This is a genomic window from uncultured Thiothrix sp. (assembly GCF_937876535.1).
Classification (GTDB): Bacteria; Pseudomonadota; Gammaproteobacteria; order Thiotrichales; family Thiotrichaceae; genus Thiolinea.
The window spans coordinates 82,256-99,076 of the sequence record NZ_CALFHZ010000018.1 but is presented as its reverse complement, the minus strand read 5'-3'; the positions used below and the strand labels follow the sequence as shown (position 1 = coordinate 99,076).

The 16,821-nt window shown below is 42.5% G+C and carries 16 protein-coding genes and 2 CRISPR repeat arrays (1 of these 18 running past the window's edge); all 16 genes read right to left on the bottom strand.

Going from position 1 to position 16,821, the window contains the following annotated elements; genetic code table 11:
• Nucleotides 1-236 precede the first annotated feature (236 nt).
• Nucleotides 237-1,954: a CRISPR direct-repeat array (repeat unit 36 nt; unit sequence GTCTTAATCCCTTCTAAAACAGGGCTACATTCAAAC).
• 164 nt (nt 1,955-2,118) lie between these two features.
• Nucleotides 2,119-2,481, bottom strand: coding sequence for a CRISPR-associated endonuclease Cas2 (cas2, locus tag Q0230_RS09520; protein ID WP_298609743.1), 363 nt, complete (start codon nt 2,479-2,481; stop codon nt 2,119-2,121).
• Nucleotides 2,481-3,260 (bottom strand): CRISPR-associated endonuclease Cas1, encoded by a 780-nt coding sequence (locus Q0230_RS09515; RefSeq protein WP_298609741.1) that lies wholly within the window; start codon nt 3,258-3,260, stop codon nt 2,481-2,483. Before Q0230_RS09515 ends, cas2 begins: the two co-directional genes overlap by 1 nt.
• Nucleotides 3,257-4,207, bottom strand: coding sequence for a CRISPR-associated endonuclease Cas1 (gene cas1 / locus Q0230_RS09510; RefSeq protein ID WP_298609740.1), 951 nt, complete (start codon nt 4,205-4,207; stop codon nt 3,257-3,259). The genes Q0230_RS09515 and cas1 overlap by 4 nt, the downstream gene beginning before the upstream one ends.
• A gap of 4 nt (nt 4,208-4,211) precedes the next feature.
• On the bottom strand, nt 4,212-4,496 hold the full coding sequence (locus Q0230_RS09505) for a CRISPR-associated endonuclease Cas2 (protein WP_298609739.1): 285 nt from the start codon (nt 4,494-4,496) through the stop codon (nt 4,212-4,214).
• A 220-nt stretch (nt 4,497-4,716) separates the two neighbouring features.
• A complete protein-coding gene (gene csx16, locus Q0230_RS09500) occupies nt 4,717-5,007 on the bottom strand; it encodes a CRISPR-associated protein Csx16 (protein ID WP_298609738.1) in 291 nt (96 codons plus the stop codon).
• A complete protein-coding gene (gene csx2 / locus Q0230_RS09495; protein ID WP_298609737.1) occupies nt 5,004-6,281 on the bottom strand; it encodes a TIGR02221 family CRISPR-associated protein in 1,278 nt (425 codons plus the stop codon). Before csx2 ends, csx16 begins: the two co-directional genes overlap by 4 nt.
• A 21-nt stretch (nt 6,282-6,302) precedes the next feature.
• A complete protein-coding gene (locus Q0230_RS09490) occupies nt 6,303-6,710 on the bottom strand; it encodes a type II toxin-antitoxin system VapC family toxin (protein WP_298609736.1) in 408 nt (135 codons plus the stop codon).
• Nucleotides 6,710-6,946 (bottom strand): type II toxin-antitoxin system Phd/YefM family antitoxin, encoded by a 237-nt coding sequence (locus tag Q0230_RS09485; RefSeq protein ID WP_298609735.1) that lies wholly within the window; start codon nt 6,944-6,946, stop codon nt 6,710-6,712. The genes Q0230_RS09490 and Q0230_RS09485 overlap by 1 nt, the downstream gene beginning before the upstream one ends.
• A gap of 71 nt (nt 6,947-7,017) precedes the next feature.
• Nucleotides 7,018-7,422, bottom strand: a complete 405-nt coding sequence (locus tag Q0230_RS09480; RefSeq protein WP_298609734.1) for a hypothetical protein — start codon at nt 7,420-7,422, stop codon at nt 7,018-7,020.
• Complete coding sequence (gene cmr6, locus Q0230_RS09475; RefSeq protein ID WP_298609733.1) at nt 7,419-8,636, bottom strand: type III-B CRISPR module RAMP protein Cmr6; 1,218 nt, start codon at nt 8,634-8,636, stop codon at nt 7,419-7,421. The genes Q0230_RS09480 and cmr6 overlap by 4 nt, the downstream gene beginning before the upstream one ends.
• Complete coding sequence (gene cmr5, locus Q0230_RS09470) at nt 8,633-9,127, bottom strand: type III-B CRISPR module-associated protein Cmr5 (RefSeq protein ID WP_298609732.1); 495 nt, start codon at nt 9,125-9,127, stop codon at nt 8,633-8,635. Before cmr5 ends, cmr6 begins: the two co-directional genes overlap by 4 nt.
• Nucleotides 9,124-10,035 (bottom strand): type III-B CRISPR module RAMP protein Cmr4, encoded by a 912-nt coding sequence (gene cmr4, locus Q0230_RS09465; protein WP_298609731.1) that lies wholly within the window; start codon nt 10,033-10,035, stop codon nt 9,124-9,126. Before cmr4 ends, cmr5 begins: the two co-directional genes overlap by 4 nt.
• Before the next feature lie 3 nt (nt 10,036-10,038).
• A complete protein-coding gene (gene cmr3 / locus Q0230_RS09460) occupies nt 10,039-11,397 on the bottom strand; it encodes a type III-B CRISPR module-associated protein Cmr3 (RefSeq protein ID WP_298609730.1) in 1,359 nt (452 codons plus the stop codon).
• Nucleotides 11,394-13,580, bottom strand: coding sequence for a type III-B CRISPR-associated protein Cas10/Cmr2 (cas10, locus tag Q0230_RS09455; RefSeq protein WP_298609728.1), 2,187 nt, complete (start codon nt 13,578-13,580; stop codon nt 11,394-11,396). Before cas10 ends, cmr3 begins: the two co-directional genes overlap by 4 nt.
• Nucleotides 13,577-14,884 carry a type III-B CRISPR module RAMP protein Cmr1 gene (gene cmr1, locus Q0230_RS09450; RefSeq protein WP_298609727.1) on the bottom strand — a complete coding sequence of 436 codons (1,308 nt, stop codon included), beginning with the start codon at nt 14,882-14,884 and terminating at the stop codon, nt 13,577-13,579. The genes cas10 and cmr1 overlap by 4 nt, the downstream gene beginning before the upstream one ends.
• Before the next feature lie 70 nt (nt 14,885-14,954).
• Nucleotides 14,955-16,094: a CRISPR-associated ring nuclease Csm6 gene (gene csm6 / locus Q0230_RS09445; RefSeq protein WP_298609726.1), complete on the bottom strand. Its 1,140-nt coding sequence runs from the start codon at nt 16,092-16,094 to the stop codon at nt 14,955-14,957.
• Between the two features lie 502 nt (nt 16,095-16,596).
• Nucleotides 16,597-16,821: a CRISPR direct-repeat array (repeat unit 36 nt; unit sequence GTCTTAATCCCTTCTAAATCAGGGCTACATTCAAAC) (it continues 1,159 nt past the right edge of the window).

Here is a 16,821-nt window from a genome sequence, read left to right as displayed (position 1 = left end):
GTGTTTTGAGTGCTAGTTGCGCTGCTGAGTGGTAAGTCTATCCCTAGCTCTTTGTTTGTTGTATTTAGAAACCCATCCCTGACCTTTCGCTTATCAGAGCTGCGTGTGGAAACCCATCCCCGACCCTTCCCTTATCAGAGCTGCGTGTGGAAACCCATCCCCGCCCCTTCCCTTATCAGGGAAGGGGGCTAATCTTTTAAGGTTTGATGCTCCTCCCCTGATAAGGGGAGGTTGGGAGGGGTTGCCCTTCTAAAACAGGGCTACATTCAAACGGGCTGCAATTATCTAATCTGCGCTGCATCTGATGTCTTAATCCCTTCTAAAACAGGGCTACATTCAAACTCTCGTGAAACTTCAATGGAGATCATGGAAGCAAGTCTTAATCCCTTCTAAAACAGGGCTACATTCAAACCCTGTGAGGGCGACATTGACCCTGCCACACTATCGTCTTAATCCCTTCTAAAACAGGGCTACATTCAAACACGCATTTGTGAGCGGCTCGGCTTTTTAGCTGAGTCTTAATCCCTTCTAAAACAGGGCTACATTCAAACCTCAACTAATTCGCCATCAACAATGTCAAGCCTCTGTCTTAATCCCTTCTAAAACAGGGCTACATTCAAACGTTAATGTCAAAATCACCTCGTTATTAACAACCTCGTCTTAATCCCTTCTAAAACAGGGCTACATTCAAACAAGAGATGATTGAAGACATTGTGATCTATGAAGAGCGTCTTAATCCCTTCTAAAACAGGGCTACATTCAAACCGGCGGGAACGGTTCACAGTGAACTTGTCCCACAAGTCTTAATCCCTTCTAAAACAGGGCTACATTCAAACAAGCGATAATCTATACACATATTGATTGAGTTGGTCTTAATCCCTTCTAAAACAGGGCTACATTCAAACGTTTATATTTCAGGGGGTGCTCATGATACACTTATGTCTTAATCCCTTCTAAAACAGGGCTACATTCAAACACAGTTTAAATCTAAGGAGTAGCAAAATGAGTTTGTCTTAATCCCTTCTAAAACAGGGCTACATTCAAACTTTCGAAAAAAGATATAATTAATAAAAACTATGGTCTTAATCCCTTCTAAAACAGGGCTACATTCAAACCGCTATGTAGCGGCAAATTGGCAAGCAATTGCGTCTTAATCCCTTCTAAAACAGGGCTACATTCAAACGGCACAAAAACCGTTAGTTGTTCACATTGACGGTGTCTTAATCCCTTCTAAAACAGGGCTACATTCAAACGAGGTTGATATGTTTAGTAAGAGCGAATTGTTTGTCTTAATCCCTTCTAAAACAGGGCTACATTCAAACTTTAGATAAGGAGCAGGCACATGCCTGCGAATGGGTCTTAATCCCTTCTAAAACAGGGCTACATTCAAACTTTTTTTGAGTTGCAAATATAAGCATTCTATTTTGTCTTAATCCCTTCTAAAACAGGGCTACATTCAAACTGGAGTTTCGGGGAAAAAAGCAGAAACGACTTTGTCTTAATCCCTTCTAAAACAGGGCTACATTCAAACAAGCCGATATGTTCCTCAAGGGTTTCTATGAAACGTCTTAATCCCTTCTAAAACAGGGCTACATTCAAACTTCGGCTTATAGCGCCTAATGGATGAATGAATTCAAAGTCTTAATCCCTTCTAAAACAGGGCTACATTCAAACATTTGAAGAGTTCACTACAAAGCGCATTGACTTAGTCTTAATCCCTTCTAAAACAGGGCTACATTCAAACGATTTAAAAATGACTTTTAAAGCATGGTTAGATGAGTCTTAATCCCTTCTAAAACAGGGCTACATTCAAACCCATCAGAATTTGAAGATTTCACTACAAAGCGCGTCTTAATCCCTTCTAAAACAGGGCTACATTCAAACGATTTTAAAATGGGTTATGTATTGTCAGAATTTAGTCTTAATCCCTTCTAAAACAGGGCTACATTCAAACGGCTCGTGTCTGGCGAGCCTTAAAAATCAACAACTTACAGAGGCACTTAGCAGAAAAAGTGCTGTATAAAAAGTTTGCATGAGAAATTTTTAAGCAATGCATAAAAATCTAGCTAATTTACCCACTCAATTGTGAAAGAACTCAACACGACGAACAGTGTACCGCTAGCTTTTTACTTGGGTCAATGAGCGTGCATGCTCATCCCAAAAAGTTTCTGCTTTTAACTGCATAGCACTCGGTAATTTAAGACCGGTCAATAACATGCCCTCATCCCACAACGGCTTGCCCACAGCACACCAATCAGGCTGAAGGGGCAGCGGATAAATCCGAATATCATCTTCACGCGCCTTGATCATCAGCGCCAATTGCTTCATGAGCTGCTCAATGCGCTTAGCATCCGCCTCGATTAAAAACACCGAATATTGCAAAGGCAAAGCCACCTTTTTCAAAAACCGATGAATCCGTTTCAAGCGCTTTGGCTCAGCAATATCGTAACTAATAATATGTGGAAACCGTGGTTTAGCCATTAATCCACCTCTAAGGTTTTTAACTGCCGCCACAAACGATTCAAAGCAATCCGCGCCCGCTCTTCAAAATGCGCTTGATGCTCCTCATAAAAAGCAATCAGGCTATAACGCAAACCCCGCTGCGCATGCAAAATCGGACGCTCACCGCGCAACACCAACCAATACACTTCCAAGCTCAATAACTGCCCCAGATCACGTGCCAAATGCACCCGCCGCGTAGTCGGTAAATGAATATTGTCACTAAAACCATAAGCCGCTAGCACTTCGCTCACATGGCTGGCAATCGGTGCTTGCAATTGAGCCGTAAATTGCGCGAAGCGACAAGGCAATTGCACCTGCACCCAGCGCTCAACTTGCCCCATCACCTGATAAGCCAAACGCCCTTGCAAATGATAATGGCGGGTGCGCCCCGCGCGCTGCACCCACTGATATTCTTCTTGGCTGCGCCACTGCTGATACAAAGCATCACCCTCTGGATGATCGGCACACGCCGTCACCAATGCCTCTAGCGGTGTTTGATTACTGCGCTCACTTAAGCAATGCCCGATCAAACGCCCATTTCGCTCCCGAAAAGCCAAGGGGATGCCATAATCTAAACAAGCTACCAAAGCAGCCGTTTGCCACTCTACCTTGCCCGTGACTACAATGCGCGCAATCCGCCGTAACGGATAAAACAACATTAACTGCTCATGCGTTCGCACCCGCAAAGCCACGGTCTCCAAACTCACAGAATCAGCCTGCAAACTATCTAAATATAAAGCTTGACGTGCTTCAGTCATTCAGCCACCTCCTCCCAAGCGCGCATCTGTCGAATTAGCGCTCGTGTTTGCCAGCGCAAAGCTCGCGTCAGGGGGCGCAAACAAGCCTCAATTTCTGCAAAGAAAATAGCTCGACCAGCCTTATCCAAAAAGCAGCCATTCGCATCCGTTTTAAAATGCTGCGCCCGCAACCGCTGCTGGCTGAACTGTGTCCAAACCCAAGCCTCAATAGTCGGACGCCACACCTCAATCAAATCTGAAGCTAAGGATTCACGCCCAAAGCTGACCTCATGATAAAAGCCCAATAAAGGCTCTAAACCTTGGGTATGCAATACCTGAACCGCCCGATAATGCAGCAGAGTAAACGCTAGCGATAAACTCGCATTTACTGGATCAGGTGGGGGTCGACGCTTACGCCCCGTAAAGCCTAAGGAATCCGGTAGCACCGCAGCTAAGGCCATAAACCCAGCCCGTGCGGCTGCACCCTCTAAACCCAACAAATTCTCCAAACCGGCTGCCTCAGCCAAGCTACTTAAATACTGTTGAATTTGTTGCTCAGCCTTCCAGAAAGTGTGGCGCTGCTCAGGGCGCTGCGCTTGCATTTCGCTTAAAGTGCGTAATTGTGCTTTGAATTTAGCGCCTAATAATTCACGGCTACATTGCAACCGCCAAGCCGCATCTTGTGCCAAGCGATAATGCAATAAACGCAAACTGGCATCATTGTGGCCTTGCCCGAGTAATAAGGCGCGTCGCTTCGGTTTGCGTGGATTCGCCACCATAAACGCAATCCCACGCTCGGCTAACGCGCCCAGCAGATTCGTTTCTAATTGCACATTACTCAAACACACTACACGCTTTAATAAAGCCAAAGGAATGGGGCGTTGACGCTGATCCTGCAACCAAGTGACCAGCGTTTCACCCTCTAGTTTTAAACTCAGATATTGATGATCTAAATAAAGAGTGCTCATCGGTCTAACCCACATAAAACCAATCAGGATTACTCGGTGGAATAGCAATGCCTAAGGTATAAACATGCTGCCGTGGATCAAGCCGGATAAGCAAAAAACTATCCTCACGCAGATTCAGGATTAAATTCATTTCCAATAACAACTCGCCTTTTTCAGCGGTCGTCAACCAGACCTCATGCACTGACTTTTGCCCACCCGTGGCATAAGCCCGCACACAAGCCAAAGCTGCCCGCAACCGATCATCTTCACAGACATCATAAGAAGCCAAATACAAGCAACGCCCGCTCATAAAATAGCTCGGCTAACAGCACAGAAAAACTTAAGAGCAGCGAAAATAAATAGGCGGTGATCCATCAGGCATTCCTTTAACAAACTCATCACATCATGCCTGAAAAATAGGGGATAGTTAGTTTCGACAAGCTTGTCAAATACATGAACTAACAAGGCACCAATAAAAAAGCCAGACTAGGCTCAACCCAATCTGGCTTTATTAATTAGAAAAAAACTAACTAAACTTTCTGTGCAGTAAATGCTTCTAAACGCGCCCCATACGCCTGCATAATCTCTGCCGTTAATTCCTGCCCCCGCAACTCCGCAGGTAACTCCAAGGTTAAATGAAAATAACGCCCACCGCGCTCATTCACCTCAGCAATCAAATTCACCGGCAACGTCCCTAAAATCACATCGCCCGCATTCACAACCTTCACATCAAAATGCGCCAACTGCTGATCTACCTGAAACCCCTGCGACTGCGCCCAAGCAATCGCACCGGAATGGCGGGAAATGAAGTAGGTGGTCATAGGTTATCATCTTTCTCTTTGTTAATGCCTAAGAGGTCAAATAGCTCCAACAAGCAGCTTTTTAAGTCTGTGGGGTTAATCATTAAATGAGCAATATCCTGCTGGGCTTCAGTTCCGTGAGCTAATGAGTTACGTATACGACTTAATTTTTCAAAGGTGGGATATAAAGCTATATCACCTCTACTAGAAATTTGTCCGCTTTCACTTGAGCTTTTGAATTCTTTTGATGCTCTATTCCTAGTACGAAAATTTTGCTGATTTCTTTTTTCAGTTGAGAGCAGTAAAGAAGTAATGAATGCCTCAACACCAAAGATAGCTGCTCGCACAAAATCACCTTGATTGAGATAAAAATGAGCTAAATCACTTTGGCGCTCTTGTAAAGCTAAATTGTCAGACCATGCTATATGTTTATTGAATTGCTTAGTGAAAAACCCGCCAATACCATCAAATTTATCTGGAAGATGCTTCTTGATTATAGCGAGATGCTTTCCAGCCTCTGTCAAATTAAAGATGCGCTCATAATACGCTGCCTCTCCCAATGCTGTTAAGGCATTATTAGGGAGTTTTTCATGCTGCAATGGCTCTTTAAACGCTGTGTAGTCTCCATCTTGCTCATAACGATGCAGTGCTTTGGTCCAACGATCAATTTCTAGCATTCCATCTAAGGCCATAATAGGTGTTATATTATCCTGAGCAATATTAAAAGCACCATAAAATATATTATTTATTTTCACACCTCTCAAGGATTGCAATAGCAGTGCACTTTGTTGCATTAGCATAGGTAAATGTCTTAAACCGTTGCTTACATCAAGTGTTGCTTCTTGTGATTGCTTATTATCTGCAAAACAGTCCATCATAATTTGCAATGTTTCTGTTTGCTCATTTTTATTACGCCCATAAGGTATTAAGCGCAATTCATAGCAACAGTGATCTTTATCTATTGAAGAAAGTAGTTTGGCGGCCTCATTTAAATCTGACTGCCTTACAGCATCTTTATCATAATCAGCTTTCAGGCGACTCAGAAGGGAATGAATGGGTTCTTGATTGTTAGGCATTTGATTTTTCAGTAGGCAGTATTTTATTAGTAAATGCCATGCACTCTTTGTTGTTCCAAGAACTACCATTTTATCAGGTTTAAATTGCTCTTTAATGGCAAAGCTGGTGTAGCTCGTTAAGCTGGATTTATTACCATTCTCAAACTGATAAGTAGTTTCAACATAACTACCATCAGATTGAATTTTAGGGTCGCCCAATAGCGTTACTAAAGTATGCACCGCGTTGCCTCTCTTAATTAATCAAACCTGAAAAAAACAACCCAAGCTTTCAGCGACTTGCTTCAAACGCCTATCTTGTGTGGCGAGTGGCAATCTTTCCCTTAAAGCTAAAGCCAAATAAGCAGCATCATAAGAAGAAAGCTGATGTGTTCGCGCCAATTCCAATAACTCATCTTGTTCAATCACGGGGGAGTATTTATCGGTCTGAATATCGAGTGCTTGCAATAGGTTTAAAAACTCTTGAGTTTCATTAGGTTGAATACGATGACGCCGCTCACCCACTAACAACACATTCAACACTTCCAAGTGCCAAATACGTGGCACTAATGCAGTTTGCGAGGCCAAACAATCTAAAACTTTATCAGTATAATCGCTGGCCTCATCATCAAAACACCATGCCAAAGCAACTGAGCAATCAAGGACAAACATTAACGTCGTCCCTCATTACGCCAATCCGCAATAGACTCGTCCGCTGATAAGTTGTGTTTGCGAAACGCTTTAAGCTTTTGGATAGCTATTTGTTTACTAGAAGGTTCTGCCTCACAAGGTAATAACTTCGCTATCAATTTCCCATGACGAGTGATGCCGATTTCTTGCCCGCTTTCTACTTTGCGCAATACTTCAGCAAAGCGTGTTTTGACTTCGTTTGACTGTATGGCTATCATGCTATATCTCAATTTTGACTGGTTGTGACTGGTTGTATATTCACATAAACCTGAAGGAATAGAAAGGCCTATTAGTTGTCAGCTTGGCTTCCAAGATCAAACTGCTCCAACTCCTTAGCACTACACTCAATCACCAGCTCATGAATCTCAGCATTTACCTGAGCTTCTTCCAATGCATCAAAAAACGCCTTTTGATTCAAAGCCTGCAATTCATAGCGTTTGCCCTTTTCTTTCATGGGTAAAATCCCAAGCAAACCCTGCACCTCAGCCCGCGTCAGATTCTTGCGCCGAATCTGTCCTTGCAAGGTAATCAGGGTCTCAGGGTTAGGACAATGCAGCCGAATATCAATCAAAGCATTATCGCGCTTTTCCTTGCGCCATAAATAAGCCCGAATCGACAGCGAGACGAAAATACTCGCCACCGCCGCGAAAATACCGATTTTGTCGAGGATGTCCCAGAAGGTAGTCCAGTTCATGAAGTGCTTTTTAGCAGGGCTAAAACGGTTTTTTTGCTATCAACTTTATGTTTTGGCCCCCATCCATGCCAGTTATAGACCGCTTCGGCTAAGTCCGATAATCTTATTCGGTATTCAAAACTCCAAGTTTTACCTTCTTCCAATAGATTCGCTAATTGGTTACTGGTAGTTCCACCAGCTTGTTTAATGCCTTTTTCTTTATCATGATTGAGTGATTTTTGTAACTCAAATAACTTACGATCCTCTAGTGTCATTTTCTTGATACGAGTAATTTCTTCATTTTCTTGCCATTTAGTTAGTAGTGTTTTAAATCTACTAGAGTGCTCTTTTAACGCTTCATCGGTAAACTTAAAACTCCCATAACCAGTTGCAGTTTTTGCCCCAGCGCCTGCATAGTCTAAGGCTTGCTCTAGCACACAGCCTACGTCATCCAACTTCACTGGCTTTCTTTTGTCCGCTGGATTACGCTCAAATGTGCGCAGAGTAAAACTAAACAATAAAGTGATGTTTTTAGCTACTAAAAATGTTACAGGAACAGGGTCATGCCAATCGGCAGGCACATTATTAGGTTCGGTAGCAATATTCTGAATGGTATCTCCTTTTTCATACCAGTCGCCTAGGTGCGGCGTCATAACATCGACACCTAATTGGACAGGCTCAAGGGGAACTGCATCAAAAAAAATAACCTCACCTGCTATAGCTGGGTAGTCTTTAGTCTGTTTTTTAGAATCTTTGTCGGTGCTACCAAACCATTGCCACAAGATTCCTTCTTTATCTAGTTCACTATAGTTATTTTCAAAATAACTGCGTATCAAGCCCTTGACCGCTGCACCTGTTAAATAAGGAACGCCTAGCGTTGGATGCCATGAAAAGCCATTTTCAACAGGGTGAGGGTTGCCCATGCCTGTAACAAAATGCCAAGATGACTTAAAAGCTACGCACTTTCCCGCAAGTGCAGTGGTTAATTCAATTTGGTTTTTTGTATAACGAGTAAGCTCGTCTGAAATCCCAACATCTGATCTAGTAAATGATTTGATTAGCCAATCTGTTCGAGGGCTTTCATCTTTATCTTTACCATCAATTTTTTTACTTTTTAAGATACTGAAATTATCTTCATAGGCATTAAAAAATCGCTCAAACAGAAGCCCTCTGTGACTATCATTAGAGAAATTAGGCTCTTGCTTTTGTATCGGGCTATAAATGGGTAGTGTCATGAGGATGCCTTGTCTGATGCGTTTTGTTGATCATTAGACTTATCGACCATAAACGCTTTTGCAAATTTTTTGACCCAACCCATGAGTGCTTGAGCTTCAGCTTGTGCAAGACGATAAGCATGCATATCTTCGTGTATTATGCCTTCCAACATATCTTGATAGTTTTCTGCAGGTTTATCTTTATGGGGTTTGCTGTAAGGTTGTTTTGGCATCGGTGTAATCGTATTACCTTGCCCACAAAGCCAGTCAGAGAGAGTTTGATACAAAAGAAAATAGGCTTTTTCCTTAGTGGTTCTGCGGCTTTGTTCTTTATCAAACGCGGATTTTGATCTAAAGAAAGCAGCAGCTTGTCCTAGACCATTGGTGTGTATCATTGCTGGTAAGCTAGAAGCGTAGCTTTTATATTCACTATGAATAGATACATCATTAGCAGCATCTAGCACCCTCTTCATTGCATAAGCGGCACGCTGTTGTTGAATAGTTTGCGTCATTTCTTATCTCCCTCTAGCAGTTTAACCGCACACCAGCCCATACCCACTGTTTCATTGCCCCCGACTTGCAGCCATGGTTTTGTATCAAATAAATCAGTAACAGCTTTTAAGACCCAAGTTGGAGAGTCGTCTGGAGGGAGATCTACTTTAATATTCTTTTCATCAGGTTTGCGTACCTTATTTGCGGATAAGCCTAGGTACAGGAGTGTTTCAGGAGGCAGCGTTTCCTCATACCACAAAGCACCACCTGTGACAGTTTTGCTAGTAGAGTCAATGGCTATGTGGGCATTCACGGGAGTTGCGTGTTGGCAAAGGTGAGCAAACATTGTGTCACTGACTATGACTAGCTGTTTTTCTAGAACACTCTTAGCATCACTACGCTGCATTAACGCGGAAAGTTGGTCGATAATTTGGCTTAAATCTCTATCACACTGACTAAAACGATACTCTTCGAGAAATAAATCGTTGCTTGTATTATCACCAGTATGTACCCAGGCTTCTTCCTCACCTATTTCGATACTAAACTCTGAAACATTATAATTAAATCGTTGAGCATCACGTTGATAGCGTTTTAGTACATCAGGGCAAGTCACCCATTTAAAAGCAGAAGTAAGTGACCGAACCGGAAGCAATAGTAAGCGTGCATCACTGATTATTAGGGAACCAGCATGATCGCTTGCTCCGTTAGTATTAGGACCAAATACATAGGTGACACTAGCATTAATTTTGCCATATTTATTTTCGGCATGATTACGCAAAGCGCCTTTCATCGAAGATCCAAACACACAAGGATAACCATTATGCCCCTCACGCTGAATCGGTAAGTCAATCACGCCTGTATTCGAGCCTGTGCCTGCATGAATCGACGTTTGTGCTAATAAACCTAAAATTGCTGTTGCTTGTGTCATGAGTTAATCCTTTGATTTATCGTTCCAAACGCCGACCGCGACGTGACCAAAACCATATTCTGTGAATGTGCCAATTTGCTGATTATGTAGAGCAGATAAGGCTTGTTTGGCAGTGCTGCCATCCATTAGCTCAAGGTAAAAAACGCTGCCAGCGGGGATAAAGTTGGTGACTTTTCTAGGGGCATGCTTTGCCATATCCCATCCACCCTCACGTAACACTTTGCCTGTTACAGCACCATGTAGCTTCAGACTGACACCGTTTAACTCGCCAACCCAAACTGTTTGCTCAGGGTATTCTTGCTTAGTGAAGTTGGGCAAAATTTCCTTAGTTTGAATGGGTAGAGGCGTTAACAAATACAAGGCCAACTTATTGTTTTTAATCGCTGCTGCTTCAATGGTGGTTAGCAACGGGGTAGTTTGTTGAGCCAATTTTATTTGAGCTGGGCGACCTTCGCCGCCTAAACGCACAACTGTTTGCGCGGGCATTTCAGGCAAACCTGCTACTACATCTAACTCCACTAATAGTTCAGTGTTAGGGCGCACATGTTGGGTTTGATACAATAAGCCTTCAATTACCCCACGCTTTTGATTATCGCGGGCAATACCTAGACGTGATTCGCGCTCGAAGAGCTTGTCTGCCTTTTTAATATCAATCTTCTGATTAGGTGCATTACCTTCCAACACTTTGCTTAGATCAGCTGCGGTCAACCACGTGTTTTCTAAAGCTTTACCGCCTTTATAACGTTCCTCATTACTAGGAAAGGTTGCTAGGCGCACCTTCTTGCCTAGATCACATTCAATAGGTTGATCAAGTTTTAAGAAAAAGAGCTCATCCTGTTTGGTTTTCATCAGATTTAAAGGCGTGGGATAAAGGCGTTCGCCTGCTAAATTTAGCCAAGCACCCTGAAATTTGAGATCCCCTAAATCGTCACCAAAACCAATAATTTTCCTTAATGGATAGTCTTCTTTTTCACTAAAATCTTTCCAGTCGGTAGGCTTTTCTGTTTCATCAAGCCAACCCTCACCAATCCAGCTTCGCACCGCACCTGCTAAAGTACGCACTGAAGGCGGAAAAACACTTTGTAATTCGCCTTGTGATTCCATTGGACGGGTTTCGCGGAAAAAAAGCGTATCCACTGCACTGAATTGCAAGCTAATAGACTTCGTAAAATCTAAAGGTGTATCCGCTTCTTTAGGCATTGGACGTACGATCACGTCTTTACATGGTTGTTTGTGTGTTTGTGTTGCTGCTGGTGTCAACTTAGAGGAAGTAGTCGAAGCATTGTGGTGGTTATTGGTTTTTTCCTTTTTGCCATAGTGAATAGGTGGCTGTTTATGAGCTTTGTTTTTATCTTTACTCATGAGTGATCCACTCCTTTTTGTGCAAGGAAACGTACTAACAAAGCAGCATCAGCCTCCCAAATTTTGAATTTTTCTAGTGTTGGTTTATTTATTTTGTCAGCCGCTTTATTTTTATCTTTGCTCAACTGATGTTTTTCAATAAAGCTATCGTTTAAATCCTTGATATCCACTTGCAGCCAGTTTTCTGGATTAGTTGGATGATTTTTATCACGCTTTACAGGACGGCATTGCTTCATTAAGCGAGTTACTACAGCTTTTGCAGTGTCGTAACTCAATTCTTTCTTGTTGTAAGCATTCATATACTCCATCGTCATCAACTGAATCGCTTTCGTTTCATCATTGAAAACAGAAAAGTCGGTGTATTTATCCTCTTTGTCTTTAGGTGGGTTTAATAGGTCAAAACGCTCGCGAATTTTGTAGAGAAACTTATTGGAAAAGTCTTCAGTGGTTTGATTGTTTTTTTTGAATTTTTGAGCCAAGTTACAGACTTCAGCATGGCCTTCTTTATCTAAAACAATTTCCCAAGGCTGCGACCATTCAATCTGTAAGCCACCTGGCTTCCAGACACGCACGGCAAGTGCATCCCGACCGCTACCGTCTTTAGCTACGTCATCCAGTAGCTTGTGGGAGTCTTTAAGCACTTTGGTGAATGGGGTATGGATATGTACAAATTCAATGGCGGCAGAGATAGTGGTATCGACAGCGATACGATCTTCATCAGGTTTAGCTTTAAAGCAATTCATATAATGTTCACGCAAGGCTACTGCACAAGGAAGAGCATCTTCCAATGGCAAAATCGCTAAGACATCATCACCACCAGCATAAACGAGAAAGCCATTTTTGTTGTAAACGATGTAAGGTACTTTCTTTGTAAACTCCTCCAATCCTTTAGTGATGGGATGCTGAAAGTCTTTATTACTCATTTTTTCGCCGAGTGAGTCACCATCCATGAGTAAAATGGCGTAGAACGGAGTTATAGTTTCAAGCTTCTTGCTCTGTGCAGCTTTAAGCTCTTTTGCTCGTTGTGTAATAGTTTTTAAAGCGCTTAGGGTTTGAGCCTGCTGTATGCTCTTGGGGTTTTTCTTAGAAAAGATGCGTGGATTTTCTAGTTCGGTTGGAAAAAAAACATTGCCATCTAGCGCTAGTATTTTCTTGAGGAGAAGGTTTTCTTTGAAGACTTTTAAACACTTAATGTTGGTGTGAATCTCACTGTATTGTTTGCCAGTCAAATCGAAAGCCAAGGCATGAAACCCGTCTAACATAGCATCATTAGGGCGTGGCTCTTGAAGTAGCTGCTCCAACCAATGCACAGCTGCCATATAAGTCACAGAGGGTACATTATCAGGTACAGGCCAGCCTTTGATTACCCAGTTAATCTTAAAGCCCTGGTCGCTCGCTTTAAAATCTTTTACTACCAGATCAAAATGACGGCTAAAACGACGTTTAATAAACGCAATCGCACAAAGCGCTTCACCCTCATTTATGTCATAAAAAAGGGTTTTTTTGTCTTTATCGTTATGCTCACTCTCGATAGATTGACCTTCTTTATCAACACCACGCACTTTATTCCAAAATTCATTCATATCCTCACGCTTAGGTGAGGACACTCCAGAAAGCTCCTGCCAACCATCCATCATAAAACACTTAACACCTTCCTCTTCAGAGGGGGTGTAAGTACGCCAGTTTTTACGACGATCTAGGGCGGAGCTATCTTCAATGTCACCTGTAATAATCCAAGCTATATCCCAAAATGATTCAACCTGACTTTTCCAGATAGTGTAGTGCTTAGACTCTTGTCCAAAGCTCTTTAAATCTCTATCCCAGACCTTATCAGCCAAGGCTTTCCAAGCTTCTTGCACTGCATTGGTCACTAATTCAGGTTTAAAATTGTCGTCAACCAACGCTTTAAAACGATTGGGAATACTCCCTTGAGTTGGTTTTTGGTTAGGATCTTTTTCTTTGGAGTCAATTAGCCATTTCATAAACTCAGGGTCTGGTGCAGGAAATAAAATGACTTCCTCTAATTTTTTATCAGAATATTGAGTATGAACTGCTTTCATTGCTACTGCAGAAAGCCACGACAAAATAAACGAACCTGCCCAGAAATCACGGGTACGACGAGCTTGGGATACAAAGCCTTGTACGGGGCCTAGGGTGAAGTGGAAGTAGTGGTTCTTATTCATAGTACGTGTACCCTATCCGTGAAACGATCCATGTAGGTATGAATCACTTGCCAATCAATCATGGCTTGCTCATTAAAAGTAACTTGCACTTTGTCCTTTGGGCTATTACTCATCTTGAACTCTAATGCCGTTCTATCTGGCAAAAACTCACTGGGTAATAAACTTTGTATGACCGCTACTTTTTTATCAGGAAATTGGTGGACGTGGATAAATAATGGAGATGCTCTTCTTGTTCGATTCTTTTCAGATGCTGAAAATTCTGCTTGAGATTTCCGCCGAGCTTCTTTTTTTGCATCTGGCTCACTCATGCCTCTTGCAAGTGCCTCATCTTTAATCTTTTTAAACTCAGAGGAAAAGAAATAATTATGCGGTAGCCCAAATACAGAGCGCATTGGAATACTATGGTGAGTAGTTTTGGTGCGGATGACGTCTAGAACTAAATCATGATCGGAAGCAAATTTTCTTTCTGCCCTTTTGCCATTCACAAATCCATTCTGCCCATAAGAGCGATAAAGTTGCTGCTCCTCACCAACAATATTTAAAAGCTCCAATGGCTTAGTGCCTTGTGCTGTTATATCAATACGAGTTTGGCTAGAAAATGCGGTAAACATTGGCAGCCCCACATTACATTTCCAGCGACTAATCATGTTTTTTAATTCAGCAATATTTTGAGGTATAGCAACAGCTTCTTTGCCATTCGATAAGGATTCGATGGTAACTGACCCAAAACCTTTTCTGGCACGACTGCCTAACCCGCCCAATAAACCAAACACTAATAAGGTATCGCACAAATTATTTTTTTCATCCTGCGAAGCATCACGAATTATTAACTTGAGTATGAAACTTTGATCAGTGCTTAAAGCGGTGTGTTCTTGATCTCGTGAAAGCCCTATCCCTAATAAATATTTTAAACCCGCAGTGGTTAAGTCCTTGACTTTAACTGGGGTAAGGTTTTTGGGTTGTTGTATCTGCAAGGTAAATTTACCTTGCCCATTGGCCACTAACTCATCCTTTTTCTTTTGGCGTATCAGCCTTTCATTCAAGCTAGAGCGTTTCTCATCCATTGCAATACCAAATAACTTTGCTTCCTGCTCATGCAAAATTTTTAAGGCAGCTTCATCAGTTTTCTCCTGCGAACGAATCCTGCCCCAATTCAAAGCTCGCCACCAAAACCGCAAAGTGCCTTTAACGGATTGGGGGGAAATTCCAGTTGCCTGTTGCTCGGCATCGCCAATAAACATTGGTGTGACAATACGGTAGGTCGCCTCAATGATATGAGGTGATTTGAGCTGAGTCTGAATCATTGCAAAACCTTGGTTTAAGCATTTTAAGACGGGGTTCTGCTTTGATTATTCAATAAGCAGCCGCTGAATGCTAGTTTGACAAGATTGTTAATTTTCCACTTGCACTTAAATTAATACTCGTGCTGTGAAGGATGAGGCCAAAGCAAGTGCTAGGTCGATTGCCGTGTGAGTGAATTAAGTAATTGGGTAGCTCAGTGAGGCGGAGTTGTTTTTTGAGATAAGCATTAGTTTTGGACTTGTGTTCATGAAACCAAGTGTGATTGAGTTCATGCTCAAGGGCGCGTTCAATTTTTTCGAAATGCCCTGTTTCACCATAAATGCGTTTATAAATATTTAAAATTTGGGTTTGAAGGCTGGGGTTTTCTTGAGTAAGCCAATTAATTGGTGGGAGATTCTTAGCACGTCTATCCAGCATCCAAACATAAAAAGTGAGTTGTAGTGGCGGCATTTTAATGGCTGTGTCACCACAAATGAGTTGTTTTAAACTCCAATTAAATTGCACGCTAGGGGGCGCGATTTGTGCTTGAGCTTTAGCAATCAAATCAGTGAAGCGCTGTTTGCCGCTAAATAGCTCCATCGGCAAAGTGTCACGTAGGCGAATGAAGGGAAGATCGGCTAGCGTAATTTCAATGGTTTGTGCATCTACGGTTGAACCGTCTTGGCAGTTGATGAGCTTGGATTGAGGCGGGGGGTAATAAAACTGATTATTAAAAAAGTATTCATCCTCAATCAGTACATGAGTTAGACGATCTTGATGGCGACCAAATAAGGACATGGCATAGCCCATATAATAAGTCATCGTGCGTCGCCCACCGGATAAAGATGCGTATAAACTACAATTCGGGTCAGCGGTAAAGTCGCGTACAAATTGGGTAATAAAATCCGCCGCACAAGCATTATCAGCGCTATTACGGACATCTTCTAAAGGTTGATTTTGATGGTCAGTAATAATATGTAGGTGATGAGGGGGCAGTTTAATCGGTGCTAGCTGATAGTCTTCACATAATCTTGCCAACCAATTCTCACCTTCTGGGCTTAAAGCAGCTTGAATAGTTTTTGCGCCGCGTCCAGTGGTAATCACATGCAATTCGGTGGGTAGCCAGTAGGGTTCTTCAGTGGCTAGCGCATAAATCGTTTCAGTAATAATTTGCGGTGATTTAGCTGCAACCGCCAATAAAATACGGCGTGGATAGGTATGTGGCTGTTGCATGGGGTTACTCATACCTTGGAGTATAAGCGGCTAATTAGATGCTTGAAAAGGTAAAAGTATTTTTAATCTAGCTGATTCAGCTCTGGGTTTAGAAACCCATCCCCGCCCCTTCCCTTATCAGAGAAGGGAGCTAATCTTTTAAGACTTGATGCCCCTCCCCTGATAAGGGGAGGTTGGGAGGGGTTGTCTTTACAAAGCAAGGGTAAGTTTAAAGCCTAGTCCTTGCTTTTTTTATTTGTTATGGCTGGGTTTAGAAACCCATTCCCGCCCCTTCCCTTATCAGAGAAGGGAGCTAATCTTTTAAGACTTGATGCTCCTCCCCTGATAAGGGGAGGTTGGGAGGGGTTGTCTTTACAAAGCAAGGGTAAGTTTAAAGCCTAGTCCTTGCTTTTTTTATTTGTTATGGCTGGGTTTAGAAACCCATTCCCGCCCCTTCCCTTATCAGAGAAGGGAGCTAATCTTTTAAGACTTGATGCTCCTCCCCTGATAAGGGGAGGTTGGGAGGGGTTGTCCTTCTAAATCAGGGCTACATTCAAACTACGCTCAAAACGGTTACTACCCTGATTGTTCAGGGGTCTTAATCCCTTCTAAATCAGGGCTACATTCAAACCGGTAACAATTTCTTCGCTGAAACCCGCGAAGACGTCTTAATCCCTTCTAAATCAGGGCTACATTCAAACGCCTCTCTACAGAACGGCGGTGTTTGCCCGTTCGTCTTAATCCCTTC

Coding starts and splice junctions, on each gene's coding strand:
- cas2 (WP_298609743.1), bottom strand. CDS start 2,481: ATGGCTAAACCACGGTTTCCACATATTATTAGTTACGATATTGCTGAG.
- cmr3 (WP_298609730.1), bottom strand. CDS start 11,397: ATGAGTAAAGATAAAAACAAAGCTCATAAACAGCCACCTATTCACTAT.
- Q0230_RS09505 (WP_298609739.1), bottom strand. CDS start 4,496: ATGAGCGGGCGTTGCTTGTATTTGGCTTCTTATGATGTCTGTGAAGAT.
- cas10 (WP_298609728.1), bottom strand. CDS start 13,580: ATGAATAAGAACCACTACTTCCACTTCACCCTAGGCCCCGTACAAGGC.
- cmr6 (WP_298609733.1), bottom strand. CDS start 8,636: ATGACACTACCCATTTATAGCCCGATACAAAAGCAAGAGCCTAATTTC.
- cmr5 (WP_298609732.1), bottom strand. CDS start 9,127: ATGACGCAAACTATTCAACAACAGCGTGCCGCTTATGCAATGAAGAGG.
- cmr4 (WP_298609731.1), bottom strand. CDS start 10,035: ATGACACAAGCAACAGCAATTTTAGGTTTATTAGCACAAACGTCGATT.
- Q0230_RS09480 (WP_298609734.1), bottom strand. CDS start 7,422: ATGAACTGGACTACCTTCTGGGACATCCTCGACAAAATCGGTATTTTC.
- Q0230_RS09490 (WP_298609736.1), bottom strand. CDS start 6,710: ATGTTTGTCCTTGATTGCTCAGTTGCTTTGGCATGGTGTTTTGATGAT.
- cas1 (WP_298609740.1), bottom strand. CDS start 4,207: ATGAGCACTCTTTATTTAGATCATCAATATCTGAGTTTAAAACTAGAG.
- cmr1 (WP_298609727.1), bottom strand. CDS start 14,884: ATGATTCAGACTCAGCTCAAATCACCTCATATCATTGAGGCGACCTAC.
- csm6 (WP_298609726.1), bottom strand. CDS start 16,094: ATGCAACAGCCACATACCTATCCACGCCGTATTTTATTGGCGGTTGCA.
- Q0230_RS09485 (WP_298609735.1), bottom strand. CDS start 6,946: ATGATAGCCATACAGTCAAACGAAGTCAAAACACGCTTTGCTGAAGTA.
- csx16 (WP_298609738.1), bottom strand. CDS start 5,007: ATGACCACCTACTTCATTTCCCGCCATTCCGGTGCGATTGCTTGGGCG.
- Q0230_RS09515 (WP_298609741.1), bottom strand. CDS start 3,260: ATGACTGAAGCACGTCAAGCTTTATATTTAGATAGTTTGCAGGCTGAT.